General features: G+C 65.3%; 24 protein-coding genes and 1 pseudogene. 18 read left to right on the plus strand and 7 right to left on the minus strand.

The window, feature by feature from the left end; all coding sequences use genetic code 11:
* Positions 1–47: 47 nt before the first annotated feature.
* Positions 48–1013, minus strand: coding sequence for a helix-turn-helix domain-containing protein (locus tag ACIQ67_RS06865; RefSeq protein ID WP_397533618.1), 966 nt, complete (start codon positions 1011–1013; stop codon positions 48–50).
* 259 nt (positions 1014–1272) lie between these two features.
* On the opposite strand from ACIQ67_RS06865, the gene ACIQ67_RS06870 reads away from it, so the two are divergent.
* From ACIQ67_RS06870 to ACIQ67_RS06910, 9 genes and pseudogenes are all read left to right on the plus strand, one after another.
* The gene (locus tag ACIQ67_RS06870; protein WP_397533619.1) at positions 1273–2487 is read left to right on the plus strand and encodes an amino acid ABC transporter substrate-binding protein; all 1215 of its coding nucleotides are present in this window, start codon (positions 1273–1275) and stop codon (positions 2485–2487) included.
* Positions 2488–2494: 7 nt separating this feature from the next.
* Positions 2495–3373 carry a branched-chain amino acid ABC transporter permease gene (locus ACIQ67_RS06875; protein WP_397533620.1) on the plus strand — a complete coding sequence of 293 codons (879 nt, stop codon included), beginning with the start codon at positions 2495–2497 and terminating at the stop codon, positions 3371–3373.
* On the plus strand, positions 3370–4293 hold the full coding sequence (locus ACIQ67_RS06880) for a branched-chain amino acid ABC transporter permease (RefSeq protein ID WP_397533621.1): 924 nt from the start codon (positions 3370–3372) through the stop codon (positions 4291–4293). Before ACIQ67_RS06875 ends, ACIQ67_RS06880 begins: the two co-directional genes overlap by 4 nt.
* Positions 4290–5054: an ABC transporter ATP-binding protein gene (locus ACIQ67_RS06885; protein ID WP_397533622.1), complete on the plus strand. Its 765-nt coding sequence runs from the start codon at positions 4290–4292 to the stop codon at positions 5052–5054. Before ACIQ67_RS06880 ends, ACIQ67_RS06885 begins: the two co-directional genes overlap by 4 nt.
* A gap of 2 nt (positions 5055–5056) precedes the next feature.
* Positions 5057–5563, plus strand: a pseudogene (locus ACIQ67_RS06890) (ABC transporter ATP-binding protein); the annotation flags it as partial.
* 276 nt (positions 5564–5839) lie between these two features.
* Positions 5840–7297: an aldehyde dehydrogenase gene (locus ACIQ67_RS06895; RefSeq protein ID WP_397533646.1), complete on the plus strand. Its 1458-nt coding sequence runs from the start codon at positions 5840–5842 to the stop codon at positions 7295–7297.
* Between the two features lie 139 nt (positions 7298–7436).
* A complete protein-coding gene (locus ACIQ67_RS06900; RefSeq protein WP_397533623.1) occupies positions 7437–7919 on the plus strand; it encodes a YeeE/YedE family protein in 483 nt (160 codons plus the stop codon).
* 2 nt (positions 7920–7921) lie between these two features.
* Positions 7922–8353 carry a YeeE/YedE family protein gene (locus ACIQ67_RS06905; RefSeq protein ID WP_397533624.1) on the plus strand — a complete coding sequence of 144 codons (432 nt, stop codon included), beginning with the start codon at positions 7922–7924 and terminating at the stop codon, positions 8351–8353.
* Positions 8354–8406: 53 nt separating this feature from the next.
* Positions 8407–9558: an ABC transporter substrate-binding protein gene (locus ACIQ67_RS06910; RefSeq protein ID WP_397533625.1), complete on the plus strand. Its 1152-nt coding sequence runs from the start codon at positions 8407–8409 to the stop codon at positions 9556–9558.
* Positions 9559–9563: 5 nt separating this feature from the next.
* Here the strand turns inward: ACIQ67_RS06910 and ACIQ67_RS06915 are convergent, their stop codons facing one another.
* On the minus strand, positions 9564–10538 hold the full coding sequence (locus ACIQ67_RS06915) for a hypothetical protein (RefSeq protein WP_397533626.1): 975 nt from the start codon (positions 10536–10538) through the stop codon (positions 9564–9566).
* Between the two features lie 44 nt (positions 10539–10582).
* Positions 10583–11470 (minus strand): restriction endonuclease, encoded by an 888-nt coding sequence (locus ACIQ67_RS06920; protein ID WP_397533627.1) that lies wholly within the window; start codon positions 11468–11470, stop codon positions 10583–10585.
* A gap of 487 nt (positions 11471–11957) precedes the next feature.
* Between ACIQ67_RS06920 and ACIQ67_RS06925 the strand changes: the two genes are divergently transcribed.
* From ACIQ67_RS06925 to ACIQ67_RS06945, 5 genes are all read left to right on the plus strand, one after another.
* Positions 11958–12254: a type II toxin-antitoxin system RelE/ParE family toxin gene (locus ACIQ67_RS06925; protein ID WP_397533628.1), complete on the plus strand. Its 297-nt coding sequence runs from the start codon at positions 11958–11960 to the stop codon at positions 12252–12254.
* Between the two features lie 15 nt (positions 12255–12269).
* On the plus strand, positions 12270–13388 hold the full coding sequence (locus tag ACIQ67_RS06930; RefSeq protein WP_397533629.1) for a HigA family addiction module antitoxin: 1119 nt from the start codon (positions 12270–12272) through the stop codon (positions 13386–13388).
* 160 nt (positions 13389–13548) lie between these two features.
* Positions 13549–13896, plus strand: coding sequence for a hypothetical protein (locus ACIQ67_RS06935; RefSeq protein ID WP_397533630.1), 348 nt, complete (start codon positions 13549–13551; stop codon positions 13894–13896).
* 178 nt (positions 13897–14074) lie between these two features.
* Positions 14075–14419: an antitoxin Xre/MbcA/ParS toxin-binding domain-containing protein gene (locus ACIQ67_RS06940; protein ID WP_397533631.1), complete on the plus strand. Its 345-nt coding sequence runs from the start codon at positions 14075–14077 to the stop codon at positions 14417–14419.
* Between the two features lie 124 nt (positions 14420–14543).
* Positions 14544–16071, plus strand: a protein-coding gene (locus ACIQ67_RS06945) for an IS3 family transposase (protein WP_397533632.1) whose coding sequence is annotated in 2 segments (ribosomal slippage) — positions 14544–15368 and positions 15370–16071 — 1527 coding nt in all. Because the reading frame shifts where the segments join, the coding sequence is not laid out codon by codon here.
* Between the two features lie 463 nt (positions 16072–16534).
* On the opposite strand, the gene ACIQ67_RS06950 is transcribed toward ACIQ67_RS06945, so the two are convergent.
* From ACIQ67_RS06950 to dnaA, 4 genes are all read right to left on the minus strand, one after another.
* A complete protein-coding gene (locus tag ACIQ67_RS06950) occupies positions 16535–17314 on the minus strand; it encodes a DUF3800 domain-containing protein (RefSeq protein ID WP_397533633.1) in 780 nt (259 codons plus the stop codon).
* A gap of 510 nt (positions 17315–17824) precedes the next feature.
* Positions 17825–20374 (minus strand): DNA topoisomerase (ATP-hydrolyzing) subunit B, encoded by a 2550-nt coding sequence (gene gyrB, locus ACIQ67_RS06955; RefSeq protein ID WP_397533634.1) that lies wholly within the window; start codon positions 20372–20374, stop codon positions 17825–17827.
* A gap of 119 nt (positions 20375–20493) precedes the next feature.
* Positions 20494–21618, minus strand: coding sequence for a DNA polymerase III subunit beta (dnaN, locus tag ACIQ67_RS06960; RefSeq protein ID WP_397533635.1), 1125 nt, complete (start codon positions 21616–21618; stop codon positions 20494–20496).
* A gap of 187 nt (positions 21619–21805) precedes the next feature.
* Positions 21806–23290 carry a chromosomal replication initiator protein DnaA gene (dnaA, locus tag ACIQ67_RS06965; RefSeq protein ID WP_397533636.1) on the minus strand — a complete coding sequence of 495 codons (1485 nt, stop codon included), beginning with the start codon at positions 23288–23290 and terminating at the stop codon, positions 21806–21808.
* Positions 23291–23694: 404 nt separating this feature from the next.
* Between dnaA and rpmH the strand changes: the two genes are divergently transcribed.
* From rpmH to yidC, 4 genes are read left to right on the plus strand one after another with little or no spacing between them, the layout of a single operon-like run.
* Positions 23695–23829 (plus strand): 50S ribosomal protein L34, encoded by a 135-nt coding sequence (rpmH, locus tag ACIQ67_RS06970; RefSeq protein WP_054021782.1) that lies wholly within the window; start codon positions 23695–23697, stop codon positions 23827–23829.
* Between the two features lie 15 nt (positions 23830–23844).
* On the plus strand, positions 23845–24369 hold the full coding sequence (locus tag ACIQ67_RS06975) for a ribonuclease P protein component (protein ID WP_397533637.1): 525 nt from the start codon (positions 23845–23847) through the stop codon (positions 24367–24369).
* Positions 24370–24381: 12 nt separating this feature from the next.
* On the plus strand, positions 24382–24705 hold the full coding sequence (yidD, locus tag ACIQ67_RS06980) for a membrane protein insertion efficiency factor YidD (protein ID WP_397533638.1): 324 nt from the start codon (positions 24382–24384) through the stop codon (positions 24703–24705).
* Positions 24702–26360: a membrane protein insertase YidC gene (gene yidC / locus ACIQ67_RS06985; protein WP_397533639.1), complete on the plus strand. Its 1659-nt coding sequence runs from the start codon at positions 24702–24704 to the stop codon at positions 26358–26360. Before yidD ends, yidC begins: the two co-directional genes overlap by 4 nt.
* Positions 26361–26517: the final 157 nt, after the last annotated feature.

A 26517-nucleotide genomic window follows, 5' to 3' on the forward strand; every position in this document is an offset into this window, starting at 1 on the left:
CACATGAGCCGGCGCTGCTGCCGCCTCACCACGGTGTCAGCGCCGCCTCAGGACGCCAGCGCGCTGCGCCTGAAGTCGCTGGGCGGCATGCCCAGGTGGGCGCGGAAGACGCGGCTGAAATGCGCCATGTTCGAGAAACCCAGGCCGAAGGCGATGTCGGTGATCGAGCGGTGATCCTGGCTGCGGTCGGCCAGCACGGCGCGGCAGGCTTCCAGGCGGCGGCGCAGGATGTAGCCGGCCACACCGTCGGCCTCCTCGGCAAAGGCGTTGTAGAGCTGGCGGCGGCTGCAGTTCAGTGCCTGCGCCAGACTGTCCACCGTCAGCGCCGGGTCGCCCAGGCGCTGACCCACCTGCTGCTTGATGCGTTCGCGCAGCGCCTCGCGCTGGCTCTGCGCGGTGGCCACGCCGGCCAGATCCAGCATCGCAAGGTGCACGAACTGCGTGATCGCATCGCCCACCGCGCGTGCAGCCGGCTCGTTCATCGTCGGCAACTCGCGGTAGGCGCTGCGCATGGTCTCCAGCGCCAGCCGCGCCACGCCGCCGCTGCCGCCCAGGCGACGCGCCATCAATGGGTCGAGCGCCAGACCGCGCTCGGCCAGGCTGGACTTGGGCAGCATCACGATCAGGTGCTCGACCCGCACCGGGTTGGCCACCGCGTAGGCGTCGGTGGTGTCGTAGACGCTCCATTGGTCGGGCGTGACCCAGGCCTCGCGGCCCTTCTGCTCGACGCCGGCGCAGCCCACATAAGGCGCGACGATCTTCAGATAGCCCGCATCGCCGCTGCTGCCGCGCGCCAGGCCGGCCGAGCGGGTGACGCGGTGGCGGTTGGCCTCCAGCCGGGTCAGCAGCACGTCACCGGCCTGCACGCTGCACATACGGCCGTCGAAATCGCGGTCGCCATAGTTGTCGTTGTGCAGGCCCAGGAACAGGCGCCCGATCCAGTCCGACCAGAAGCCGCCCCGCTCGGCGGGCGCGACCTGCTCGGTGTCCATCTGCCGGATGCTGATGCCCATCGTTGTCTCCAATGGCTTCGTGTCTTGTTGACGCGCCGCTCTGTGTGGCGGCTGAAGGCGCGAGCGTATGCCGCCAGCCCTCGCGGCTCAAGCGCGCCTGCACCGAAGCAGGGAAAGCCCCGATGCCTGCTGCACAGAACGGCAAGCGCGCGTGCACGCCGGGTCAAGCGGCGCCGCGCGGTGCGCCGAACAATGCGCTCGACCGGCGGCAACAGCCGGCCGTGGCCCCGTGCCCAGACATACACAGGAGACAAACCCCATGAGCCGCAAAACCGCTGAAGCCGCCGGCCTGAAGCGCCGCACCCTCGTCCAGGCCGCCGCCGTCGCGCCGGCCGCGCTGGCCTTCCCCGCCCTCGTGCGTGCCCAGGCGGCGCCGGTGCGCATCGGCTACACGATGGCCCGCACAGGCCCCTGGACCACCGGCGCCCAGGTCAGCCAGGAGCCCAACTACCTGCTGTGGGCCGAGCAGCAGAACGCAGCCGGCGGCCTCAACGTCAAAGGCCAACGCCGACTGATCGAACTGGTCTCGTCCGACGACCGCAGCGACATCGAGACCTGCGTGCGCAGCTACGAGAAGCTGATGGGCAGCGACAAGGTCAATCTGATCCTCGCCCCCTGGGGGAGCAATGCCAACTTCGCGGTTGCGCCACTGGCCACTCGCTTCGGCTACCCGCTGCTGGGCCCGACCGCGCTGAGCCGGCGCCTGATCGAGATGAAGCTGCCCTACTTCTTCTCGCTGCTGCAGCAGCCGGCGCCGATGATGAATGCGCTGGTCGACATGCTGAAGGCCAATGGCGTGCGCAGCGTCGCCACCATCTATGTGGACGACCTGTTCGGCCTGGAAAACTACGCCGCGCTGAAGGTTGCGCTGCAGGGCAGCGGCATCAGCCTGGTGGAGGACAAAAGCTACCCGCTGGGCGTCAAGGACCTGAGCCCGGTGCTGCGCTCGATGAAGGACAAGAACCCCGACGCCTTCATCGGCCTGACCTACCCGCCCGACACCATCCTCGCCAGCCGCCAGGCCAAGGAGATCGGCTTCAACCCCAAGTTCTTCTACGCCTCGGTGGGCACCGCCTTCCAGCTCTATCGCAATGTGATGGGCGCAGGCGCCGAGGGCGTGCTGGGCATGGGCTCGTGGAACAGCAAAACCAGCCCAGGCGCCAAGGCTTACTTCGACGCGCATGTGAAGAAGTTCGGCGCGCAGAAGGAACCCGACCGCTGGGCCAGCGGCGCCACCTGGGCGGGGCTGGAAATCCTGACCGCCGCGGTAGGCAAGATCGGCCTAGACCGCAAGGCGCTGCGCGACTACATCGCCAAGACCGAGCACGACACCATCCTCGGAAAGATCCGCTTCGCTGGCAGCGAGAACACCGGCACGCCCGGCACCGTGGGCCAGTGGCAGAAGGGCGAGTTCGAGGTGGTCTGGCCCAAGGCCAACGCCACCGCCGCGCTGATCGCCAAACCGAACTGGTGAGCCGCACATGAGTCTGGGCAGCTGGCTGGAGCTGATCGCCTCCGGCCTGATCACCGGGGGGGTCTACGCGCTGGTGGCGCTGGGCCTGAACCTGCAGTACGGGCTGATGCGCATCCTGAACATCGCGCATGGCGAGTTCCTGATGCTGGGCGCCTTCCTGACCTGGGCGGCGCACACCACGCTGGGCCTGTCGCCGCTGGCGATGATCCCGCTGGCGTTCGTGCTGCTAGGCGCGTCCGGCCTGGCCATCCACAAGCTCGTGTTCGCCAAGCTGACGCGCAGCTCGCCCAATCTGGACGTGTTCGAGGCGCGCGGCCTGATGGTGAGCTTCGGCCTGATGTTCCTGGTGCAGAACCTGGCGCAATCGGTGTGGGGCGGCGACTTGCGCGGTTATGACTACCTGACCGATCCGGTGGCCATCGGCGGCGCGCAGTTCGCGGCCAACAAGCTGCTGCTGCTGGCGCTGGCGCTGGCCATCAGCGGCGCGCTGATCGCGCTGCTGCGCCTGACGCTGCTGGGCAAGGGCGTGCGCGCACTGATGCAGTCGCCCACCGGCGCGCAGCTGGTCGGCATCGACACGCAGAAGCTGCACCCGCTGATGTTCGGCCTCGGCCTGGGCCTCTCGGGCGTGGCCGGCTGCCTGCTGTCAATGACCTACACGATCTCGCCGTCGATGGGCGAGCCCTACACGGTGACAGCGCTGATCGTCATCACGCTGGGCGGCTTCGGCAGCATGACCGGCGCGCTGGTCGGCGGCCTGGGCCTGGGCGTGATCGAGGCGCTGGGCATGCACTTCACCAATCCCTCGCTGAAGGCGCTGCTGTCCTACGCGATCTTCATCGCGGTGCTGCTCTGGAAGCCCAACGGCCTGTTCACGCGCAAATGAAAAACGACCTCCTGATCCTGATCGCGCTGACCGGCTGGGCGCTGGCGGTGCCGCACTACGGCAGCGAATTCGCCAGCTCGATGGCGCTGACCTGCCTGATGTATGCAGCGCTGGCCAGCAGCTGGAGCAGCTTCTGCGGCAGCACGCGCTATATGTCGCTGGCCACCGCGGCCTTCTTCGGCCTGGGTGCCTATGCCAGCGCGCTGACGCTGGAGCATCTGCCCTGGCTGGCGGTGGTGGCGCTGGGGGCCGTGGTGGCGGCCGGCGTGGCGGTCGTGATCGGCGCCGGCGTGCTGCACCTGCGCGGCACCTATTTCGCGGTGCTGACCTTCGGCCTGACCGAGCTTATCCGCCATGCGGTGAGCTACTGGGAAAAGCAGGTCAGCGGCACGGTGGGCCGTGTGCTGACGGTGGTGCCGGAGGCCGACACCGTCTACCTCACTGTGCTGGGCCTGGCGGTACTGGCCCTGCTCAGCGCGATGCTGATCCGCCGCAGCCGCTTCGGCCTGGCGCTGGCCGGCATCGGTGCCGACGAGCAGCGCGCGCAGACCCTGGGCGTCAACACGCGGCTGGTCAAGATCGCCGGCTTCGCACTGACCGCCGCCTTCGCCGGCGCGGTGGGCGCCGCGATGAGCGTGCGCTGGACCTATATCGACCCGCACACCGTGTTCAACCCCTTCATCGGCTTCCAGACTGTGCTGATCGCGCTGATCGGCGGCGCTGCCACGCTGTGGGGCCCGCTGATTGCCGCGGTGGTGTTCAGCCTGCTTGCCGAGACCCTGCGCCTGCAGATGCCACAGCTGTACATGATGTCGCTGGGCCTGCTGCTGATCCTGTGCGTGCTCTACCTTCCGGGTGGCCTGGCTTCGCTGCGCCTGCCGGCCTTTGCCACAAAGCTGTGGCGGAGGAGGCAGGCATGAGGGCGACGCATCCCCTGCTGGAAGCGCGCGAGCTGACGGTGCGCTTCGGCGGCCTCACCGCGGTCGATGCGGTCAGCGCGGCCTTTGGCGCGGGCGAGCTGGTCGGCATCATCGGTCCCAACGGCGCCGGCAAGACCACCTTCTTCAACGCGCTGTCGGGTGTCACTCCGGTCAGCGCCGGCGAGCTGTTCGCGCAGGGCCAGCGCCTCACCGGCGCCGGCGCGCACCGCTTTGCGCGGCATGGCATCGCGCGCACCTTCCAGACGCCGCGCGTGTTTGCCGAGCTCAGCGTGGCCGCCAATGTGGACTTCGGCCTGCAGTTCGCCGGCCGGCGTGCTGGCGCGGCACAAGAGCGTCCACGCTGGCTGGTCGACGAAGCCGCCATCCTCGATCTGATCGGCCTGGCGCGGCTGAAAGACCTGCCGGCTGCGGCCATCACGCCTTCGCAGCAGCGCCTGCTGGAGATCGGCATGGCGCTGGCAACCCGGCCGCGCGTGCTGCTGCTCGACGAGGTGGCTGCCGGGCTGACCGAGAGCGAGGTCGAGGCGATGGCCCAGTTGATCCGCCGCCTGCGCGAGGAGCTGGACCTGACGGTGATCTGGATCGAGCACGCCGTGACCACGCTGCTGCGCCATGTCGAACGCGTGCTGGTGCTGCACCAGGGCCGCAAGATCGCCGACGGCACGCCCGAGGAAGTGGTGCGCAATGCCGAGGTGATCGAGGCCTATCTGGGCGATGAGATGGTGGAGCCGGTGGCATGAAGATGAACGAACTCAGCCTCGGGCTGGGCCAGCCGCTGGCCCATCTGCAGATCAAGGGCCTGTCGGCCGGCTATGGCGGCTTCCAGGTGCTGCGCGACATCACGCTGGAGGCCAAGCCCGGCCTGACCGTGATCCTCGGCCCCAATGGTGCCGGCAAGACCACGCTGCTGAAGGCCATCGCCGGGCTGATTCCGCGCCAGGGTCAGGTAGTGCTCAACGGCGAGGCGATCGCCGCCGAGGCCAAGACCTCGGACATCGTGCGCCGCGGCCTGGTGCTGGTGCCAGAAGGCCGCCAGCTCTTCCCGCAGATGACGGTGGCCGAGAACCTGGAGCTGGGCGGATGGCTGGTTCCCAAGGCGCAGCGCGCAGAGCGCATGGCGCAGGCGCTGCAAGACTTTCCCAAGCTGGCGCAGCGCATCGCCCAGCTGGCCGGCACCATGAGCGGCGGCGAGCAGCAGATGGTGGCGGTGGCGCGCGCCATGATGAGCGCGCCGCGCCTGCTGATGCTGGACGAGCCCTCGCTGGGCCTGGCGCCGCGCATGGTGGACGAGCTGCTGGCGATCGCGCGGCGCATCGCCGACCAGGGCACCACCGTGCTGATGGTGGAGCAGAACGTGCGCAAGGCGCTGGCCGTGGCCGACCGCGGCTATGTGCTGGAGCGCGGCCGCCTGGTGGCCAGCGGCCCGGCCACGCTGCTGGCGCGCTCCAGCGTGATCCGCCACGCCTATCTGGGGGCCGCCCCAGCCAAGAATCCCGATAAAGAAATGACGAAGGAGAGCCCTGCCATGTCCGAAGCCCTGACCATGCTGATCAACGGCCTGGCCGTTTCCGCCCACGGCGGCGCCACCTTCGAGCGCCGTAACCCGCTGGACGGCAGCGTGGCCACGCGTGCACCGGCCGCATCGGCCAGCGATGCGGTGGCCGCCGTCGAGGCTGCGGCCGAAGCGTTCAAGGGCTGGGGCAACAGCGGCCCCGGCGAGCGCCGCGCGCTGCTGAACAAGGCCGCCGATGCGCTGGAGGCCAAGACACCAGCCTTCATCGCCGCGATGGCGGCCGAGACCGGCGCCTCGGCGATGTGGGCCGGCTTCAATGTGCACCTGGCCGCCGGCATGCTGCGCGAAGCCGCCTCGCTAACCACGCAAATCAGTGGTGAGGTGATTCCGTCCGACGTGCCAGGCTCGCTGGCCATGGGCCTGCGCCAGCCGGCCGGCGTGGTACTGGGCATCGCGCCCTGGAATGCGCCGGTAATCCTGGGCGTGCGCGCCATCGCCACGCCGCTGGCCTGCGGCAACACCGTGGTACTCAAGGGCAGCGAGAACTGCCCGCGCACGCACCAGCTGATCATCGAAGCACTGCAGGAGGCCGGCCTGCCCCCGGGCGTGGTGAACTACATCACCAACGCACCCGCCGATGCCGGCGCCATCGTGGAGGCGATGGTGGCGCATCCGGCGGTGCGGCGCGTCAACTTCACCGGCTCTACCCGCGTGGGAAAGCTGATTGCGCAGACCTGTGCCAAGCATCTGAAGCAATGCGTGCTGGAGCTGGGCGGCAAGGCGCCGCTGCTGGTGCTGGCCGATGCCGATCTCGACGCCGCGGTGGCCGCTGCCGCTTTCGGGGCCTTTGCCAACTCGGGCCAGATCTGCATGTCGACCGAGCGCATCATCGTGGACAAGAGCGTTGCCGACGGCTTTGCGGTCCGCTTCACGAAGAAAGCCAAGAGCCTGCCGCTGGGGGACCCGCGCGGCCCGCAGCCGGTGGTACTGGGCTCGGTGGTGGGCATGGGCACGGTGGAGCACTGCAATGCGCTGCTGGATGACGCGCTGGCCAAGGGCGCCAAGCTGCTGTGCGGCGGCCGCGCCGACAGCACGCTGATGCCGGCCACCGTGCTCGACCATGTGACGCCCGAGATGCGCATCTACCACGAGGAGACCTTCGGCCCGCTGAAGTGCATCGTCCGCGTGGACGGCGACGAGGCCGCCATCGCCTGCGCCAACGACAACGAGTACGGCCTCTCGGCCGCGGTGTTCAGCCGCGACATTGCACGTGCGATGAACGTGGCCAAACGCATCGAATCCGGCATCTGCCACATCAACGGGCCGACCGTGCACGACGAGGCGCAGATGCCGTTTGGGGGAGTGAAGGGCAGCGGCTTCGGCCGCTTTGGTGGCCGGGCGGGCGTGGATGCCTTCACCGAGCTGCGCTGGGTGACGGTGCAGACGACGGAGCGCCACTACCCCTTCTGATGGGAGAGCGAACGGGGGCCGGCGCCTGCAGGGGAGCCGGCCCTTTTTCCTTTGGCGCTGGCGGATTGCGCAGCAGGCGGGCCGGCTCCGCTAAGCTGGCTGCCTGACTCTCCACCTGCGCCCTCAGAGGTTCACGACGATGCAAGACGCGCTGCTGCTACAGCTCTTTCCCCTGGGCTGGGCCCACTATCTGGCCGGCGGCCTGATGATCGGCCTGGCCACCGGCGGGCTCTACCTGCTGACCGGCCGCATAGGCGGCATGAGCACAGTGTTCAGCGCCGTCTGGTCCTATGTCTCGCGGCGGCCCTTCTTCCAGCAGCCGCGCCTGCTGCAAAGCCGCAGCTGGCGGCTGGCGCTGGCGCTGGGCCTTGTGCTGGGCGCCGCCGTCTGGTGGTGGCTGTTCGGGCCTGAGCAGCGCCTGAGCACCGGGGTGCCACTGTGGCAGCTGGGCCTGGGCGGGCTGCTGGTGGGCTATGGCGCGCGGCTCTCGAACGGCTGCACCTCGGGGCATGGCATCTGCGGCCTGTCGTCGCTGCAGCTGCCCTCGCTGGTCGCGGTCCTGACCTTCATGGGCACCGGCTTCATCACCGCCAATCTGGTGCTGGCCTTGGGAGGCCGCTGATCATGACCAAGATGACACCCTCGCAATTCATCGCCGTGCTGCTGTGCGGCGCGCTGTTCGGCTTCGGCCTCGCCTGGTCCACGATGATCCGGCCAGAGGTGGTGCTGAGCTTTCTGCGCTTCCAGGACTGGGGCCTGATGCTGGTGATGGGCGGCGCCATCGCCGTCACGCTGCCAGCTTACCAATGGGCCTGCAAGGCCCTGGCCCGCGGGCCGCTGCTGGGCGTCGAGTTTGAGCTGCGCCCCTCGCGCCTGGACCGCGACACCTTGCTGGGCGCTGCGCTGTTCGGCATCGGCTGGGGCCTCAGCGGCGTGTGCCCGGGGCCGGCCATCGCCGCGCTGGGCGCGGGTGGCTGGGAGATCGGCGTGGCGCTGCTGGGCATTCTGGTCGGCGCCGGGCTGCAGGGGCTGACGGCGCGCACGAACAAGGCCTGAAGCCAGGCCAGCGATTGCCCAAACGCCAGCAAGCTGTAACACTGACGGCGAGCATGCCGAAGAACAACCCGCCCCAGACCTCAAGCCCGGCCTTGAACCGCCGCAGCACCCTGACGCTGCTGCTGGCCCCGGGCGCGGGCCCAGTCTGGGGCTCGGCCAAGGAACTGCGCATCGGCGCATCGGCCGCACTCAGCGGGCCGGCCCAGGCGCTGGGCACGCGCTATCACGCCGGTGCCGCGGCCTGCTTCGAGCAGGTCAACCGCCAGGAGGGCCGCGTGCAGGGCAGCCGCATCACGGTGGACCTGCGCGACGATGGCTACGAGCCCGAGCGCACCGAGGCCAACACCCAGGCCATGCTTGCCGATGCCCGCGTGCTGGCGCTGTTCGGCTATGTGGGCACGCCCACCAGTCGGATGGCCCTGCCGCTGGTGAAGCGGGCGCAGATTGCCTTTCTGGGCGCCTACACCGGCGCCGACATGCTGTGGGAAGCGCAGAACCACCCCACCGTCTTTAATGTGCGGGCCAGCTACCGCGAAGAAGCGCGCCAGCTGATGAAGGCCGCGCGGGCGGACGGCGTGCAGCAGTTCAGCGTGATGCTGCAGGCTGATCTGTTCGGCCGCTCAGGCCTGGAGGCCGCGCGCGATGCCGGGCAGGCCGAAGGCCTGCAGATGCTGACCGCCGCCACGGTGAAGCGCAACACCACCGAGGTGGACGGTGCTGTGCAGGCCCTGCTGAACGGCAAGGCAATGCCGGACGCGATCTTTCTGGTCAGCGCCTACAGCACCTGCGCCGCCTTCATCAAGCAGGCCCGCAAGGCGGGCTTCAAGGGGCGCTTCTACACCCTGTCATTCGCCGGGCTGGAGCCGCTGCAGGCGGCGTTGGGCAAAGACATGCAGGGCCTGACCATCGCCCAGGTGGTGCCCAACGCACAAGACGCCAGCCTGCCCGTGGTGGCCGCCTACCAGCAGGCCATGCGCGAGCACGGCGAGCGCCAGTTCGACAGCATCAGCCTCGAAGGCTATGTGGCCGCTCGCGTGCTGGTGGAAGGCCTGCGCCGCGCCGCGCAGCCGCTGAGCCGTGCCAGCGTGATCCGCGGGCTGGAGAGCCTGGGGCATCTGGACCTCGGCGGCTTTGCGCTGCGCTATAGCGCGGGCACCCACCAGGGTTCGCAGAAGGTCTTGCTGCTGCGCAACGGCGGCCGCTGAACGCCTCAGAACTTCATCCGCAGGCTGGCACCCACCGCCCAGGCGCGGCCGCGCTCACTGAGCGCATCGGGCCGCGGCCAGAAGTGGCCGACGATGGCCTCGCCGATCAGCCAATCGCGGTGCACCGGCTGTTCCCATTTCAGCTGCAGGCCGTAATCCGCCACTGGCACGCCCGAGCTCTGCACACCACGCACCAGGCCCTCCAGTGACAGCAGGCGCTGCGTGCCGAAGGACTGGTAGGCGCCCAGGCTGCTGGACCACTCAAACTTGCGCGAACGCTGCGTGATGGTGGCCGCATTGAGCCAGCGCCAGGCCAGCGTGGACGACACCGCGTGCTCGTAGGACAAGGCCGTGGTGGAACCCAGCTTGTCGCCACTGGTGATGAACAGCGTCTCGCGCAACTCCAGCAGATCGCGGCTGCTAAGCCAGAACTGCCGGCCCACGCGCGCCTGCGCATAAGGCTTGAAGCCACCGCGCAGGCCAAGTCGCAAGTCCACCGAGTTGCGCAGGCGCACGCCCACGCCGGCAAAGAAGGAGCGGTCTTCCGCATTGCCCTTCAGCAGCAGCTGCTCGTTGGTAAAGGCGTTGGGCTTGTCGCTCACCACTTCACGCTGGTCATCGCGGCCGATGAAGGCATAGGCGTTCTCTTCGAGATTGGGCAGCCGAAAGCGCGCCTTGAAGCGCAGGTCATGCTGCAGGCTGTCATCCTGGCGCTTCAGCAGCCGCAGGCTCAGCTCGCCTTCACTGACCTTGCCGCCGTCCGAGAAAGGCCTGTCCCCAAACCAGCCGTCCACGCCACGCGCCAGCCACTCGGCCGTGCTGCGCGCCTGGCGGCGGGCCGAATCGGCGACGGACTGGTTGGGGTCGTCAGGGGGCGGGGTGGCGCTGGCGGGCTGAGCCAGCCCCATCAGTGCTGCGGCCGCGGCGACGGTGGCGGCCAGGCGAAGAACGGCAGGAGGAGAAGCAAGCCAAGTGGGCATCATGCGGTTGATGATAGGCCTGACAGGCCAGGCGCAAGTGGCTTTCAATCAAGCCCGCGTGTGCCTCGGCAGGCGGGGTAGGTGCTGCAGCCCCAGAAGGCTTTGCCGGTGTTGGCACCCTGCTTGGCCACGCGCTGCACCATCGCCTGACCGCATTTCGGGCAGAGGGGCTCGGCAGGCGCTGCTGTCGCTGGGGCCGGCATAGGCTTGGGGGCGGGCTGCGGCTGCACTTGTGCCGCTGTCGGTGTCGATCCCGCAGCGGCGCTCTGCAGCATGCGGTGCAGCTCGGCCCCGTCCATCAGCACCACATTGCGCCCACGGGAAAACTCCTGCGCCTCCTGCGTGAAGCGGCCTGAGGTGACGACAAAGCCGCCGGCCGCACCGCGAGCAGCCATCACGCCATAGAGCTGACGCACCACATCCACACCCACCTTGTAGGCCCGCCACTGCTTGCACTGCACGAGGAACTTCTCGCCGCTCTTGCTCAGCAGCAGATCCACGCCACCGTCGGCCCCGCCACCGCCGTTTTCAAGCACTCGGTAGCCGCGCTGGCGGAAAGCCTCGCCCACCAGCAACTCGAAGCGCTGCCAGCTCATGCCGTCCAGCGCGTCGGCAGCCGAGGCCTTGACGGCCGCGTCGGCAGCGAGTTGGCGACGATCGCGGCGGCGCCAGGCGGATACAGCGGCACCGGCCAGACAGATCAAGGGCAGGATGTACTGCCCGCCCGTTGCCAAGCCCTTCACCATGATCTGCACCACGCCGCTACCCGCCGCACCAGGAGCGAGCTTGGGCGTAAACGGCTCGGCAGCGATCTGGTGCAGCCACACATACGACACCAGCGCCAGCAGCACGCCAGCCCACCAGGGCAGCATCGCCACCAGATCCATCAAGTCCTCGGCAGGACTACTCTTTCCCTTGCGTGGGCTTCCCATGTCTGTGGCCTCCCTGTCGTGAATTGCAATCACCAACGGCACAGGCCCCTCTGCGTGGGCGCTGATTTGGGAGCTTAGCAGGCGGCGGGGAGGAGGAACTGCGACAGCGCTGCCGCTGAGTGGGCCTGCACGGCTGGCCTAAACCCTATCCCCAAAAAGCCGCTCGTTCGAGCACTTCATGCTGCCGCCGCCAGTCCGGCATCTGCCGGGCCACAACACGACTGCGGAAACATCTATTGAAGTTCGGGCTCTCATGGGGGATGGTTCGGCACGCTGGATGAAGGGCCGCGGATTTCGTCAGTGCGAGAGGGCGCCACTGTATGTGTCGTGGGAGACCCCTCGATTGACGCTAGGGGAGCTCACTCCGCCGCGCTGCCGACCAGCGGAACCCCTGAACCATTCATAACATCATTTCCAAAAGCACCACATTTACATCAAGTGTAAAGGTGGACTTGACGACATATGCCATCTTGCCTAAACTGCCTCGATGGAAGTTGAGTTCGACGATGACGACCTGGACCGCCTTGAGACTGACCCCCAATTCACGGCGGGCTTCGCCCAGGAGGTCGTCAGGGCGTATCGAAAACGGATGCAGCAGATTCGAGCTTTCAGAGACGAGCGCGACTTCATGCAACTGAAGTCCCTCCACTTCGAGAAGCTCAAAGGAGACCGGGTAGGGCAACACTCGGTGCGACTCAATCTGCAATGGCGGCTGATTCTGGAAATCAGAGGCGACCACCCCTGCAAAGTCGTGGGCATCGTCGAAATCGTTGACTATCACTAGAAGCTTGGAGAGCTCATGAACGCACGCGTACCTGCTGAAGTGTTCCCGCCGGGAGAGTTCCTGCGGGAAGAGCTGGAAGCGCGGGAATGGAGCCAGCAGGAGCTGGCCGACATCTTGGATCGCCCGCCACGGCTTATCAGCGAACTCATCGCTGGCAAGCGGGCTATCACTCCCGAAACGGCCAAGGGCCTCGCGGAGGCTTTCGGCACGTCGCCGGACTATTGGATGAACTTGGAGAGCCAGTACCAGCTATCCAAGGTGACCGTCCCCAACGACAACGTCGCTCGCAAAGCACGCCTGTACACGCACTTTCCCGTACGGGAGATGGTCCGTCGTGGGTGGGTTCGCGCCAGCGAAAGCGTTGAGGTTTTGGAGCAGCGCTTCTGCGAGTTCTTCGCCATTCCCAGCGTCGACGTAGCACCTCAGCTGTGCCACAACGCCAAGAAGACGCACGCCAACGCAGACACCAATCCATTGCAGTTGGCCTGGTTGTTCCGGGTGCGAGCGATTGCCAGCCAGCAGCTTGTGCCGGCCTACTCGAAGGCCAAGCTGGTCTCGACCGTAGAGAAGCTTCGCGCACTGCTGCTTGCACCGGAGGAGGCACGACATGCCCCTCGTCTACTTGCGGAGGCGGGTGTCCGCCTGGTATTTGTCGAGTCGTTGGCAGGCTCCAAGATGGATGGCGCCTGCTTCTGGCTGGATGACACCAAGCCTGTCATCGGCATGACGCTGCGCTTTGACCGGATCGACAACTTCTGGTTCGTGCTTCGCCACGAAATCGAGCACGTGCTTCAAGAGGACGGGAAGGCCGAGAAGCAAGCCGTCATCGACACGGACGTGGGTGACTCGAAGGATGAACTGCCGGAGTACGAGCGCCGGGCCAACTCGGCGGGCGCTGACTTCTGTGTCCCGACGGGCGAGTTGGATGACTTCATCGCTCGGGTGCAGCCGTACTTCTCGGAAGAACGGGTGCTGCGATTCGCACAACGCATCCAGGTCCATCCGGGGCTGGTGGTTGGGCAACTGCAGCGCCGCCTCGAGCGACATGACTTCCTGCGCAAGCACCAGGTGAAGGTGCGTGCGTGTGTACTACCGTCAGCGGGTGTTGATGGTTGGGGATCGTTCACCGAATAGCCATCAAGCGTTGGAGGTTCTCATGTCCGCGTAAGGAAACCAAGTCAAGGCATACATCGAGCGCTACAAGGCCGAAACGGGCGGCGACGCGCTTCTCGACCCGCATGCGGTCGCAGCATGGGCGTACAAGAATGGCCTGCACCGGCCAAGCGTTCGCACGGTGGTCGACGTCATCGCTCAGGACATCGCTCAGTTCTTCCGAGAGGAGTACCGCACCAACGAGGATGGTCAGCGGTACCGTGCCAAGCATGCGGTCCGCTCAAAGAGGGGCGAGCGCACGATGTCCTTGTGGGCGGATATTGACGACGACAAGGCGCCCCGAGAGCACTTCGTCCGGTCATTCGCGCAGCGCCGCCAGCAGATCGTCGGGGATTGCTTTCAGCTGAAGACCGACGTGGACGTCTACAACGGCAAGAACCCCGGCAAGATTCCTATCCAGGTCCCACTCAACTTCACGCTGGACGTGGAGGAGCTTCAACTCCCCCTCAAAGGCAAGAAGGCTGCCTGACACGTCGCGGGCGTACCTGCCGCTGGAGCAGCATGGCGCCATGAACCAACCGACAGCTCGCAGTCCCTCGACACAACCTACCCGTACCAGGGCTGTTGACGGGCCGGCACTGAGCTACCTGAGCTATTGGTCGATGGCGCCCATCGACCGTGTCGTGCTTGTCAAAGCAGGAGTTCCTGTGAGCCTGACACGCCAGCTCGCCCAGGACCTCGGAGTTCCCAAGACCAAACTGCGCAAATGGCTGTCTCTTTCGTCGAGGCCACCGGCCCGTCGCGCCCGACGGGCCTGCATCGAAGCAGAACGTCTGCTGGGCCTGGCTCGCCTCATTGGCGAAGTGGAGCAGATCATGCTGGAGTCTTCCGACGAAGTGGCCTTCGATGCCGCGCGCTGGTTCGGGAGGTGGCTGACTGAGCCCCAACCAGCTCTTGGCGGAGCAGAGCCTCGTGAATACGTTGACTGTGGCGACGGCCGCGAATTGCTGTCGACCTTGCTTCGCCAGCAGCAGAGCGGTGTTTGCCTGTAACGGTCCGGTGCCTTACCGGGAGCTGCATTGCCGAGGGTGCCTACCGTGGATCGGAGGCAGACCGTGGTGAGCGAAGTCGCGAGGGGGGATGCGGACGATTTCTTGGACTACCTGGAGGTAGTTCATGTATTCATACGAGGACCGGCTTCGAGCCGTGCAGCTGTACATCAAACTGGGCAAGCGCATCCGCTTGACCATCAGGCAGCTGGGATATCCGACGAAGAACGCACTCAAGACCTGGTACCGCGAGTACGAATCTAGCCAGGAGCTGCGCGCCGGCTACAAGCGGCCTGCGAAGTTTTCCCAGGCCCAGAAGGAACGGGCTGTCGAGTACTACCTTGCGCATGGCCAGTGCATCGCGGCGACGATCAGGTCGCTGGGCTACCCCTGCAGGTCATTGCTGTCCGCCTGGCTTCAAGAGCTTCATCCGCAGCGCACGCGCGTCGTCGGTCGATCGCATGAGTTGGCGCCCGAAGCCAAGCAGTCAGCTGTGATTGCCTTCTGCACGCGCCCGGCCAGCGCGCAGGCTGTGGCCGACGAGGTCGGAGTGTCGCGGGGCTCGCTGTACAAGTGGAAGAATCAACTGCTCGGCCACGACGCACCCGCATCCATGACGCGCAAACATGACGCCCCTGCAAGCTCAGATCGAGCTGACCTGGAACAGCAGGTCGAGACGCTGCGACAAGACATCCGGCGGCTGCAGCTCGAGAGGGACCTGCTGAAGAAGGCGAATGAACTCTTAAAAAAAGAGCTGGGCATCGATCAGCAGCCCCTGACGAACCGGGAGAAGACGCTGCTGGTTGATGCCCTGAGGTCGACCTACACGGTAACGGAATTGCTCTGTGGATTGAACCTGCCGCGCAGTTCCTACTTCTACCATCGGGCCCGACTCGAGGTCGCCGACAAGTACGCAGACGTCCGCCAGGCCATGACCAACATCTTCGAAGCGCAACTACCACTGCTACGGCTACCGGCGAATCCACGCGTCGCTGAGCGAGCAGTGCGTGAACGTCTCGGAGAAGGTCGTGCGCCGTCTCATGAAGCAGGAGTGCTTGGTCGTCGCGACGAGCAAACGCCGCCGGTACGGCTCCTACATGGGAGAGATCAGTCCGGCGCCCGACAACGTGCTGAACCGAGATTTCAGCGCCGGCGCGCCGAACGAGAAGTGGCTCACTGACATCACGGAGTTCCAGATCCCAGCGGGCAAGGTGTATCTCTCGCCCATGATCGATTGCTTCGACGGCATGGTCGTGAGCTGGTCGATCGGCACGCGGCCCAACGCCGAGTTGGTCAACATGATGCTGGACGCTGCGATCGACAAAGTCGCTGCCAGTGGCGAGCGGCCCGTGGTGCATTCCGATCGTGGCGGCCACTATCGGTGGCCAGGCTGGCTGGCTCGAATCGCTGACGCCAAGCTGGTCCGCTCGATGTCACGCAAGGGATGCTCGCCGGACAATGCCGCCTGCGAGGGCTTCTTCGGTCGGCTCAAGACCGAGATGTTCTTTGCCCGCGATTGGCTCTCGACAACCATCGACGAGTTCGTCGCGGCGGTGGATGCCTACATCCGCTGGTACAACAAGGTTCGGATCAAGAGTTCACTGGGCTTCCGCAGTCCCGCCGAGCATCGGCGGCGCCTGGGGCTCGCTGCATAACCAGTCCAAGTTATTGTCCGCATCCCCGATGGGTCAGTTCGATGCGATCGCCAACAAACCAGCGGCACCGTTCCGGCGCCACTACAGACCCAGGAGTAATCTCCATCAACCCAGCGGATTCCTCAAATCGACTGGTACGGGTTCTGGGGGCAGGTCAGCTAGGTTGGACACAGCATGGCAGCGGCGAACGCTACGCTCGCAAACGGTCGTTCCTTACAGCGAGCGTAGCAGTCGCCGCTGCCATGCTCTCCAAAAAGACCTACAAACATGTAGGGTTAATTTGGCGAAAATCCAATTAAATCAACTGGTTAGCGATGCACTTCTTATAATGTGAAGTTTGGTCAAGCACATGTTTGACCGTAGTTCGGGATATGTAGGACACTGCCGACAGGCATAGCCTACGAGGTCACCCCCTGGCAGTTCGGTGGCCGTCAAGAGCCCGCGCAAGCGGGCTTTTGCATTTCTAGACCGCGAAGCAGCTGTACTTGATGCCAAGAAGGCCGTTTTCTTCGGTGCAGTGTGTGTCGATAAGCTTGCCGCTCGCAAGGAGTGATTGGTACGGCAGGTTCTCTTTGTCGTAGCCCGCTTTGCAGACTGGCCAGAGTACAAGATCGGCGAATTGCATCAGTGCCGAGTCTTGCGTTTTGATTCTGAATTCGAACAAGGTCTCGCGTAGCGCCTCTGCGCTCAACGGAGCATACTGCTGCGAATTTTGAGGATTGAACGGCAATCCATCTTCTCGCATCTGGTCGTAATAGCCTTTAAATTGCTTCTCGGTATGTTTGTCACTCCGTTCGGCAAACACTCTTAGCCTAGCGTCCCGATGCCGGGCTACCTTAGCAGCTCGTTCGACCACGATCCCAAAAGCAGTTCGGCAAAGTCTCCAGCGACGTGGGCCGTACTCTTGCATATATCGCGCGTTGTACCCCGGCCGGTCGACGACACAGGCGATCACATGCATAGGCAACCCGGTAATCAGGTCAGTCAATTCCGTGTAGAACTGATCCTTTCTGCGTGCCTGGCAACTCGCCAGCCAACGGAAGCGTTCGGTTCGATGGCGAATGTCGTACGAACGGAAGGGCTCATGCCCCAATTCTGGCCATCGGGCGCGGAACGCTGCGATCTGTTCTTTGGCCGCCTGCTCGTCGGTGCCATTGATGAGCAGCCCACCAAGCGCAAACCAGTCAGGCTCGTTGGAAGCGGTAGGTTTGCGATCGGGGTCTCGGGACCCCGAGTCGTCCATGTAGAAGTGGCATTCTGGAACCATGAGGAACTATCGCACCATTTGATTGTCCCGAGCTCCGGACGCGATGGCGGTCGTTCGGATAAGCCACTGCCGACCTCTGAACTGGTCGGTGATGTGTTGTGGTGCTTGCAGACCTCGCGAATTGACTCCTGCTTGTTGGTCAACGGTTCACAGGATCACAAGCTTCCCTGATTGGTATGAGAAGCGACTCGAATTCAGAAGGCAATTCTGGACGAGCTTGACGCAAGCGAAGCCCGGGGCTTACCAGGCGCCCAAAAGCAAAGGCCCAGCGGTGCTGGGCCTTTGATCTTCAAGACGGTAAGGGCGGCGACTCAGACACGACCAGTTCACTCGCGCAGCGCACCACAGAGAGCCCGACCTACACCTGCGCCGTCCGAGGGGACCAGCCCCGTGGGGAGATTAGGCCAGTCGCATTAACTAGCGACCGCCAGTCGCAGAACTGTGGCGCGAGTCGCAATTAACTTGGCGCCCTACGTCTACAAGACGTCAAACGTCGATATTCCCCGCCCTCAACGCATTGCTCTCGATGAAGTCGCGGCGCGGCTCCACTTCGTCGCCCATAAGCATGGTGAAGACCTTGTCGGCCTCGATGGCGTCCTCGATCTGCACACGCAGCAGGCGGCGCACATTGGGGTCCATGGTGGTTTCCCAGAGCTGCTCGGGGTTCATCTCGCCCAGACCCTTGTAGCGCTGGCGGCCCACCGAGTTTTCGGCTTGCTGCATCAGCCAGTCCATGGCACCGCGGAAATCGGCCACCTTGGATTCCTTGGCCTTTTCGCCTTCACCCTTGCGCACCAGTGCACCTTCGCCCACCAGGCCCTTGAAGGTGGTGCCGGCGGCGGACAGCACCTGGTAATCAGCGCCGTGCACGAAGTCGGCATTGATGATGCTGGCGCGGGTGTTGCCGTGGTGCTTGCGGGCAATGCGCAGGAAGAGCTTGTCGGTGCGGGCGTCGTATTCGCTCGTCACGGTGGCGTCGTGCAGCGCGCCTTGCAGCGCAGTGGCAGCGGCTTCGGCGGCTTCCTTGTTGTCGAGGTTGATGCTCAGGCCGGTGGCCAGCAGGCGCAGGGCCTCGAAGTCCATCCAGTTGGCCAGGCGGTTGATGACGTTTTCGGCCAGCACGTATTGGCGCGCCAGGGTCTCGAAGGCTTCGCCCTTGAGCACGGCGCCACTGCCGGTGTGCAGCTCGGCGTCCTGCAGCGCCACCTTCAGCAGGAAGGCGTCCAGCTCGTGCGCGTCCTTCAGGTATTGCTCGTGCTTGCCGACCTTCACCTTGTAGAGCGGCGGCTGCGCGATGTAGATGTGGCCGCGCTCCACCAGCTCGGGCGTCTGGCGGTAGAAGAAGGTCAGCAGCAGGGTGCGGATGTGGGCGCCGTCCACGTCCGCGTCGGTCATGATGATGATGCGGTGGTAGCGCAGCTTGTCGGGGTTGAAATCATCGCTGCCGGCGCCGCGGCCGATGCCGGTGCCCAGAGCCGTGATCAGCGTCAGGATTTCATTGCTGGTGAGCAGCTTTTCGTAGCGCGCCTTCTCGACATTCAGGATCTTGCCGCGCAGCGGCAGGATGGCCTGGAACTTCCGGTCGCGGCCCTGCTTGGCGGAACCGCCGGCGGAGTCGCCCTCCACGATGTAGATCTCGCACAGGGCGGGATCTTTTTCCTGGCAGTCGGCCAGCTTGCCGGGCAGGCCCAGGCCGTCGAGCACGCCCTTGCGGCGGGTCATCTCGCGGGCCTTGCGCGCGGCTTCGCGGGCGCGGGCGGCGTCGAGGATCTTGCCGCAGATGATCTTGGCATCGGTGGGGTTCTCCAGCAGCCAGTCAGTCAGCTTGTTGGCGACGATGTCTTCCACAGGGCCGCGCACTTCGCTGGAGACCAGCTTGTCCTTGGTCTGGCTGCTGAACTTGGGCTCAGGCACCTTGACGGACACCACACAGGCCAGGCCTTCGCGCATGTCGTCGCCGGCCACTTCAACCTTGGCCTTCTTGGCCAGGTCGTTGTCGGTGATGTACTTGTTGAGCACCCGGGTCATGGCGGCGCGCAGGCCGGTGAGGTGGGTGCCGCCGTCGCGCTGCGGGATGTTGTTGGTGAAGCAGAGCACGTTCTCGTTGAAGCCGTCGTTCCACTGCATGGAGACTTCAACGCCGATATTGGTGCCCTGGTCCGAGGTCTTGTCGCCCTGGGCGTGAAAGATGTTCGGGTGCAGGGTGGTCTTGCCCTTGTTGATGAACTCAACAAAGCCGCGCACGCCGCCGGCATAGGCGAAGTTGTCTTCCTTGTTGTTGCGCTCGTCGACCAGGCGGATCTTGACGCCGTTGTTCAGGAACGAGAGCTCGCGCAGGCGCTTGGCCAGGATGTCGTAGTGGAAGTCGTTGTTCTGCTGGAAGATCTCGGTATCCGGCAGGAAGTGCACTTCGGTGCCGCGCTTGTCGGTCTCGCCGACGATGCGCATGGGGCTGGTCTCGAAGCCGTCCACCACTTCGATCAGGCGGTCTTGCGGGATGCCTTGCTTGAACTCGATCTGGTGCACCTTGCCATCGCGGCGCACCACCAGGCGCAGCCACTTGGACAGGCCGTTCACACAGGAGACGCCCACGCCGTGCAGGCCGCCCGAGACCTTGTAGCTGTTCTGGTTGAACTTGCCGCCAGCGTGCAGCTCGGTCAGCGCGATTTCAGCCGCACTGCGCTTGGGCTCGTGCTTGTCGTCCATCTTGACGCCGGTGGGGATACCGCGGCCGTTGTCGATGACACTGATCGAGTTGTCGGTGTGGATGGTGACGATGATGTCGTCGCAGTGGCCGGCCAGCGATTCGTCGATGGAGTTGTCCACCACTTCGAACACCAGGTGGTGCAGGCCGGTGCCATCCGAGGTGTCGCCGATGTACATGCCCGGGCGCTTGCGAACCGCCTCCAGGCCTTCCAGGATCTGGATCGAGTCTGCGCCGTAGACCGCACCCGATGCGGCTTCCGCTGACACAGCGGCTTGCTGCTTGTCGGTCAGGCCTTCGGGGTTGCTATCGGGTGTGGTGTTGTCGCTCATGGGGCAGGTCTCAAGGCCGCGAGGCGGCCACTACAACTTTCAAACTAGAACCCCCCGCTCGGCGGGGGGCAGGGGGGTGCCCAGGGAGGGGCACCGCCGATGAGGATCTGAGGCAGGCCTCAGATCCTCATCGGCATGACGACGTACTTGAAGCCCGTCTGCTCAGGGATGGTGATCAGCGCGCTGGCAGAGCTGTCGTTCAGGTCGATGCTGACCATGTCCTGGCTCATGTTCTGCAGCGCGTCCATCAGGTAGGTCACGTTGAAGCCGGTCTCGATCAGGTCGCCGCCGTAGTCGATCTCGATTTCTTCCTTGGCCTCTTCCTGCTCGGCATTGCTGGAGGCAATGCTCAGCAGGCCCGGCTCGAAGGACAGGCGCACGGCCTTGAATTTCTCGCTGGTCAGGATGGCAGCGCGTTGCAGGCTGGCCAGCAGCGGCGCGCGGCCCATCGTCACGCGGAACTTGTGGTTCTTGGGGATCACGCGGTTGTAGTCGGGGAACTTGCCTTCGACCAGCTTGGTGACGAACTCCATGCCCGAGAAAGTGAACTTGGCCTGATTGCCGGCGAAGCGCATCTCGATGGGCTGATCGTCCGAGCCATCCTTGCCGCCGTCCTTCAGCAGGCGCATCAGCTCCAGCACGGTCTTGCGCGGCAGGATGACTTCCTGCTTGGGGATGTCGGTTTCCAGCGTGGCCTGGGCCAGCGCAAGGCGGTGGCCGTCGGTGGCCACCAGGGTCAGGTTCTTGCCTTCGGCGACGAACAGGATGCCGTTCAGGTAGTAGCGGATGTCGTGCACCGCCATCGAGAAGTGCACCTGGTTGATCAGGGCCTTCAGCGTCTTCTGCGGCACGCTGAAGGCAGGGCCGAAGTCAGCGGCTTCCTGCACCAGCGGAAAGTCATCGGCCGGCAGGGTCTGCAGTGTGAAGCGGCTCTTGCCGCCCTGCAGCGTCATCTTGCTGGCGTTGCTGGTCAGGCTGACGGTCTGGTCGGACGGCATCGAGCGCAGGATGTCGATCAGCTTGCGGGCGCCCACGGTGGTGGAGAAGTTGCCGGCATCGCCATCGAACTCGGCGGTAGTGCGCACCTGGATTTCGAGGTCGCTGGTGGTCAGCTCGACCTGCGAGCCTTGCTTGCGAATCAGCACATTGGCCAGGATGGGCAGGGTGTGGCGGCGCTCCACGATGCCGGACACGGCCTGCAGCGCGGCAAGCACTTTGTCCTGGGTGGCTTTCAACACAATCATGTCAACCTCTCTCCACTTGTTCTGAGGGCGTTACGCGCCTCGCTTGCAGCCCCGCCCGATCAAGGAATGACGCGCGCGCGAGAAACACCGCGCATTTTCACCCAGGAATGGGGTAATTCCCGGGGGTGGAAACCATGTCTTTGCGGCAGCAGCACGCCGCTGGCGCGCTTGGGCAGCCCGCGGCGGCTCACCCCTTCAGCGTCTGCTCCAGCACGTGCAGCTGCTGGTTCAGCTCGGTGTTCTTCTGACGCTCGCCGCCAATCTTGCGCACCGCGTGCAGCACGGTAGTGTGGTCGCGGCCGCCGAACAGCTCGCCGATCTCGGGCAGGCTCTTCTGCGTCAGCTCCTTGGCCAGGTACATCGCGATCTGGCGCGGCCGCGCAATGCTGGCCGGGCGCTTCTTGCTGTACATGTCGGCGACCTTGATCTTGTAGAAATCGGCCACCGTCTTCTGGATGTTCTCCACCGAGATCTGGCGGTTCTGGATCGACAAGAGGTCTTTCAGGGCCTCGCGTGCCAGCTGGATGTTGATTTCCTTGTGCGAGAAGCGGCTGTAGGCCAGCACCTTGCGCAGCGCGCCTTCGAGCTCGCGCACATTGGCGCGCACGTTCTTGGCGATGAAGAAGGCCACGTCCTCGGGCATGGGCGTCTGTTCCGCCTCCGCCTTCTTGATCAGGATGGCCACCCGCATTTCCAGCTCGGGGGGCTCGATCGCCACCGTCAGGCCGGCGTCGAAGCGGCTGGTCAGGCGCTCGTCGATGTCCACCAGGCCCTTCGGATAAGTGTCCGAGGTCATGATGATGTGTGCGCGCTTGGCCAGCAGGGCCTCGAAGGCGTTAAAGAACTCCTCCTGCGTGCGGTCCTTGCCGGCGAAGAACTGCACATCGTCGATCAGCAGCAGATCCAGCGAGTGGTACTTGGCCTTCAATTCATCGAAGGTCTTGCGCTGGTAGTTCTTGACCACATCCGAGATGAACTGCTCGGCGTGCAGATACAGCACGCGCGCATCGGGCTTGTCCTTCAGCAGCGCATTGCCCACCGCGTGGATCAGGTGGGTCTTGCCCAGGCCGACGCCGCCGTAGATGAACAGCGGGTTGTACATCTGGCCCGGCGCACCGGCCACATGCAAGGCTGCGGTGCGCGCCATCTGGTTGGCACGGCCAGGCACCAGCGTGTCGAAGGTCAGGGCCGGGTTGATGCGGTGGCGCGACGCGCTGGGCGGCGGCCCCAGCGCGGCCGGGCCGGACGGCTGAGGCGAGGCCACTGCCGGCTTTTCCCCTGCAGCAGCAGGCACAGGTGGCGACACCGGACGCAGACCGTTGTGCAAAACCTGGCCGACGGCAATCGGCTGATTGGACGGCAAGGCAGGGACGCGGCCCACAGCCTCTCGCTGCGCCAGCGCCAGCTCCAGCCGGGCCGGGCGGCCCGCCAGTTCGCTGAGGATGGTCTCGATGCGGCCGGCATACTGGTTGCGGATCCAGTCGAGCTTGAAGCGATTGGGCACGCGCAGCGACACCACCAGCCCGTGCTCGCCGCTCTGGCCTGCGGCCTCCGCCACGTCTGCAGGCGGCAGCGGACGGATCCAGGTATTGAATTGTTGTTCGGGGATTTCAGCCGCCAGCCGCTCACAGCCGCGCTGCCATAGTTCCGCCCCAGACATCTCTGCGCTCATTGTGGAAAACTTGTTCTTGAGCGGCCAAATTGTACCCATCGGCGGCCGCGAAAGAGCAGGTTATCCACAGATTTTTCTGCGGGGTCAAGCCCCGGGAATCCCCAGTTTCTGATTCCCCGGGTTTGACCCGAGTGCAGATCTTTGGTGTAATCGCGGGTTTTCCGGGCGCTGGACGGCTTGCGCTTGGGCGCATGGGCTCTGCCCATGCCTCCAGGCGAATGCAAGAAAGACTGAAGCGATGTGCCGTGTCAGCGCGATGCACATCGGTGGCGGTCAGGCACGGCTCGACTTTGGTCGGGCGGTGCTGGCGGCCAAACAGGGTCAGCACCTGACCGATGTGCCCACATTTGCCAAGACGCCTTCCAGGGCGCTCGCGGCGCACTTTGCTCTAGAAGAGGTTCAGCATGAAGCGTACTTACCAAGCATCCAAGACCCGTCGCGCCCGTACCCACGGCTTCCTGGTCCGCATGAAGACCCGTGGCGGCCGCGCCGTGATCGCTGCGCGCCGCGCCAAGGGCCGCAAGCGCCTGGCTGTCTAAGCCGGATCGCGAGACATGATCGGCCGCATCCAGCGATCGGCCGACTTTGAGCGCGTGCTGGGCAGCCCCAGCCGCGCCCGCAGCGCCCATTTCGCCGTGCATCACATCACGGCCAGGCCCAGCGTCCCGGGCAAGAGGTTTTCCACAGCCTCAGCACAGTTATCAACAACTGATGCACCGGCAGTCCACAGCCCTGTGGACGGATCGCCTGCGGCCGCAGCGCAAAACGCACAGCCCGAGCCGTCGGTCGCCCTCGCGCCCGACCGCATGTGGCTGGGCTGCGTCGTGCCCAAGCGCAATGCCAAGCGTTCGGTGACCCGTTCGCTGATGAAACGCCAGATCCGCTCGGCCTTCGGCTCGGCGGCTGCCGCTGCTTTGCCGCCCGGCCTCTGGGTGGTGCGGCTGCGCGCGCCGTTCGAGCCCAAGCAGTTTCCCAGCGCAGCCTCTGACGCCTTGAATGCGGCCGTGCGCGCTGAGTTGGCAGAGCTGGTGGCCAAGCTGCTGCGGCGCACGGCACCTGCAACGTCCGGCGCCACCTGAGCGAGCCGCACCATGGACGCGCCGAAGCCGATCAAACGCACCCTGCCGCAGCGCCTGCTGATGGGGCTGGTGCGCGGCTATCAGCTGCTGCTGAGCCCGTGGATCAATGCCGGCTGCCGCTACTCGCCAACCTGCTCGGCCTATGCCATGCAGGCGCTTGAAAAGCACGGCGCCTGTGCCGGAACCTATCTGGCTGCAGCGAGAATCCTGCGCTGCAACCCCCTGAGCTGTGGCGGGCATGATCCTGTGCCCGACAATGCGCCCGGCCTGTTCACCCGCCTCGGCTGCGGTGGACAGGCTCGACCCTCTACCTCCAATCCTGAAGCTTCCCCATGACTGATATACGCCGCACCGTACTGTGGGTGGTGTTCACCATGTCACTCGTCCTGCTGTGGGACGGATGGCAAAAGCACAATGGCCACCCGTCGATGTTCAGCCCGGCGGCACCCAAGCCCGTGGCAGCGGCCGGCTCGGCGCCGGCGGGCCTGCCCGCACCCGCCGCCCTGCCCGGCGCAGTGGCGGCCGCCCCCGGTGGCGCCGCCCCGACGGCACCCGCCGCCGGTGTGACCAGCGAGAAGGTCACCATCAGCACCGACGTCGTCAAGGCCACGCTGGACAGCCTGGGCGGCAGCTTGGTGCGCGTCGAGCTGCTCAAGCACAAGGACGAGACCGACCCGAGCGGCAATGTGGTGGTGCTGGACCGCAGCGCGCAGCGCACCTATCTGGCCCAGACCGGCCTGGTGGGTGTGGCCGGCGCGCCGAACCACCTGACGCCCATGACCTTGGTGCCAGGCAGCCGCGAGCTGAAGGATGGCGAGCAGAGCCTGTCCGTGCGCTTCGAGTCGCCCGAGCTGGGCGGCCTGAAGCTGGTCAAGACCTACACCTTCAAGCGCGGCGACTACACGGTCGACGTCAAGCACGAGGTGCAGAACGTCGGCCAGGCCGCTGTGACGCCGCAGCTGTATGTGCAGCTGGTGCGTGACGGCAACCCGCCGCCCAACGAGTCGAGCTTCTACTTCACCTTCACGGGCCCGGCGCTGTACACCGACAAGGCGAAGTTCCAGAAGATCGATTTCAAGGACATCGAAAAGGGCAAGGCCGAGCACGAGAAGAGTGCGAATGAAGGCTGGGTGTCCATGGTCCAGCACTACTTCGCCAGCGCCTGGCTGCGCACCGCGCAGAGCCCGCGCGAGTTCTACGCCAAGAAGGTCGATGCCAATCTGTACTCGGTCGGCATGGTGTTCCCAATGGCCCAGGTGGCCGCGGGTGCTGCCGTGACCGCCGATGACAAGCTCTTCATCGGACCGCAGGAAGAGAAGAAGCTGGCCGCGCTGGCTCCGGGCCTGGAGCTGGTGAAGGACTACGGCTGGTTCACCATCCTGTCCAAGCCGCTGTTCTGGCTGCTGGACCAGCTGCACACCCTGCTGGGCAACTGGGGCTGGGCCATCATTGCGCTGGTGGTGCTGCTGAAGGCAGCCTTCTACTGGCTCAACGCCAGCGCCTATCGCAGCATGGGCAAGATGAAGGCGGTGAACCCCAAGATCATGGAGATGCGCGAGCGCCTGAAGGACAAGCCGCAGCAGATGCAGCAAGAGATGATGCGCATCTACCGCGAAGAGAAGATCAATCCGCTGGGCAGCTGCCTGCCGATCCTCCTGCAGATGCCCTTCTTCATCGCGCTGTACTGGGTGCTGCTGTCCAGCGTCGAGATGCGCCATGCGCCGTGGATCTGGTGGATCACCGACCTGTCGGCCAAGGATCCGTTCTTCGTGCTGCCGATCTTGATGACGCTGTCCAGCCTGCTGCAGGTCTGGCTGAACCCGACCCCGCCGGACCCCATGCAGGCCAAGCTGATGTGGATCATGCCGCTGGCCTTCAGCTTCATGTTCTTCTTCTTCCCGGCAGGTCTGGTGCTGTACTGGCTGGTCAACAACATCCTGTCGATCGCCCAGCAATGGATGATCAACAAGCAGCTGGGCATCAAGCACTAGGCGAAATCCCCCAAATTGATCACGGCCCCCTGGCAGTTCCCCCTGCTTGGGGGCTTTTTTCTTGGCGCTGCCGGGACTCAAATGCATCACATGCGGGGCAGAGAGCTCCCGGCCGCACCAGCAGCAAGCGGCGCGGGACACCGGCCCGACGCACAGG

The organism is Roseateles sp. (assembly GCF_044373315.1).
In the GTDB taxonomy this organism is placed as follows: Bacteria; Pseudomonadota; Gammaproteobacteria; order Burkholderiales; family Burkholderiaceae_C; genus JACDQM01.

Excerpts from the sequence above, each read along its gene's own strand:
- ACIQ67_RS06865 (WP_397533618.1), bottom strand. The coding sequence starts at position 1,013 with ATGGGCATCAGCATCCGGCAGATGGACACCGAGCAGGTCGCGCCCGCC.
- ACIQ67_RS06870 (WP_397533619.1), top strand. The coding sequence starts at position 1,273 with ATGAGCCGCAAAACCGCTGAAGCCGCCGGCCTGAAGCGCCGCACCCTC.
- ACIQ67_RS06875 (WP_397533620.1), top strand. The coding sequence starts at position 2,495 with ATGAGTCTGGGCAGCTGGCTGGAGCTGATCGCCTCCGGCCTGATCACC.
- ACIQ67_RS06880 (WP_397533621.1), top strand. The coding sequence starts at position 3,370 with ATGAAAAACGACCTCCTGATCCTGATCGCGCTGACCGGCTGGGCGCTG.
- ACIQ67_RS06885 (WP_397533622.1), top strand. The coding sequence starts at position 4,290 with ATGAGGGCGACGCATCCCCTGCTGGAAGCGCGCGAGCTGACGGTGCGC.
- ACIQ67_RS06895 (WP_397533646.1), top strand. The coding sequence starts at position 5,840 with ATGTCCGAAGCCCTGACCATGCTGATCAACGGCCTGGCCGTTTCCGCC.
- ACIQ67_RS06900 (WP_397533623.1), top strand. The coding sequence starts at position 7,437 with ATGCAAGACGCGCTGCTGCTACAGCTCTTTCCCCTGGGCTGGGCCCAC.
- ACIQ67_RS06905 (WP_397533624.1), top strand. The coding sequence starts at position 7,922 with ATGACCAAGATGACACCCTCGCAATTCATCGCCGTGCTGCTGTGCGGC.
- ACIQ67_RS06910 (WP_397533625.1), top strand. The coding sequence starts at position 8,407 with ATGCCGAAGAACAACCCGCCCCAGACCTCAAGCCCGGCCTTGAACCGC.
- ACIQ67_RS06915 (WP_397533626.1), bottom strand. The coding sequence starts at position 10,538 with ATGCCCACTTGGCTTGCTTCTCCTCCTGCCGTTCTTCGCCTGGCCGCC.
- ACIQ67_RS06920 (WP_397533627.1), bottom strand. The coding sequence starts at position 11,470 with ATGGGAAGCCCACGCAAGGGAAAGAGTAGTCCTGCCGAGGACTTGATG.
- ACIQ67_RS06925 (WP_397533628.1), top strand. The coding sequence starts at position 11,958 with ATGGAAGTTGAGTTCGACGATGACGACCTGGACCGCCTTGAGACTGAC.
- ACIQ67_RS06930 (WP_397533629.1), top strand. The coding sequence starts at position 12,270 with ATGAACGCACGCGTACCTGCTGAAGTGTTCCCGCCGGGAGAGTTCCTG.
- ACIQ67_RS06950 (WP_397533633.1), bottom strand. The coding sequence starts at position 17,314 with ATGGACGACTCGGGGTCCCGAGACCCCGATCGCAAACCTACCGCTTCC.
- gyrB (WP_397533634.1), bottom strand. The coding sequence starts at position 20,374 with ATGAGCGACAACACCACACCCGATAGCAACCCCGAAGGCCTGACCGAC.
- dnaN (WP_397533635.1), bottom strand. The coding sequence starts at position 21,618 with ATGATTGTGTTGAAAGCCACCCAGGACAAAGTGCTTGCCGCGCTGCAG.
- dnaA (WP_397533636.1), bottom strand. The coding sequence starts at position 23,290 with ATGAGCGCAGAGATGTCTGGGGCGGAACTATGGCAGCGCGGCTGTGAG.
- rpmH (WP_054021782.1), top strand. The coding sequence starts at position 23,695 with ATGAAGCGTACTTACCAAGCATCCAAGACCCGTCGCGCCCGTACCCAC.
- ACIQ67_RS06975 (WP_397533637.1), top strand. The coding sequence starts at position 23,845 with ATGATCGGCCGCATCCAGCGATCGGCCGACTTTGAGCGCGTGCTGGGC.
- yidD (WP_397533638.1), top strand. The coding sequence starts at position 24,382 with ATGGACGCGCCGAAGCCGATCAAACGCACCCTGCCGCAGCGCCTGCTG.
- yidC (WP_397533639.1), top strand. The coding sequence starts at position 24,702 with ATGACTGATATACGCCGCACCGTACTGTGGGTGGTGTTCACCATGTCA.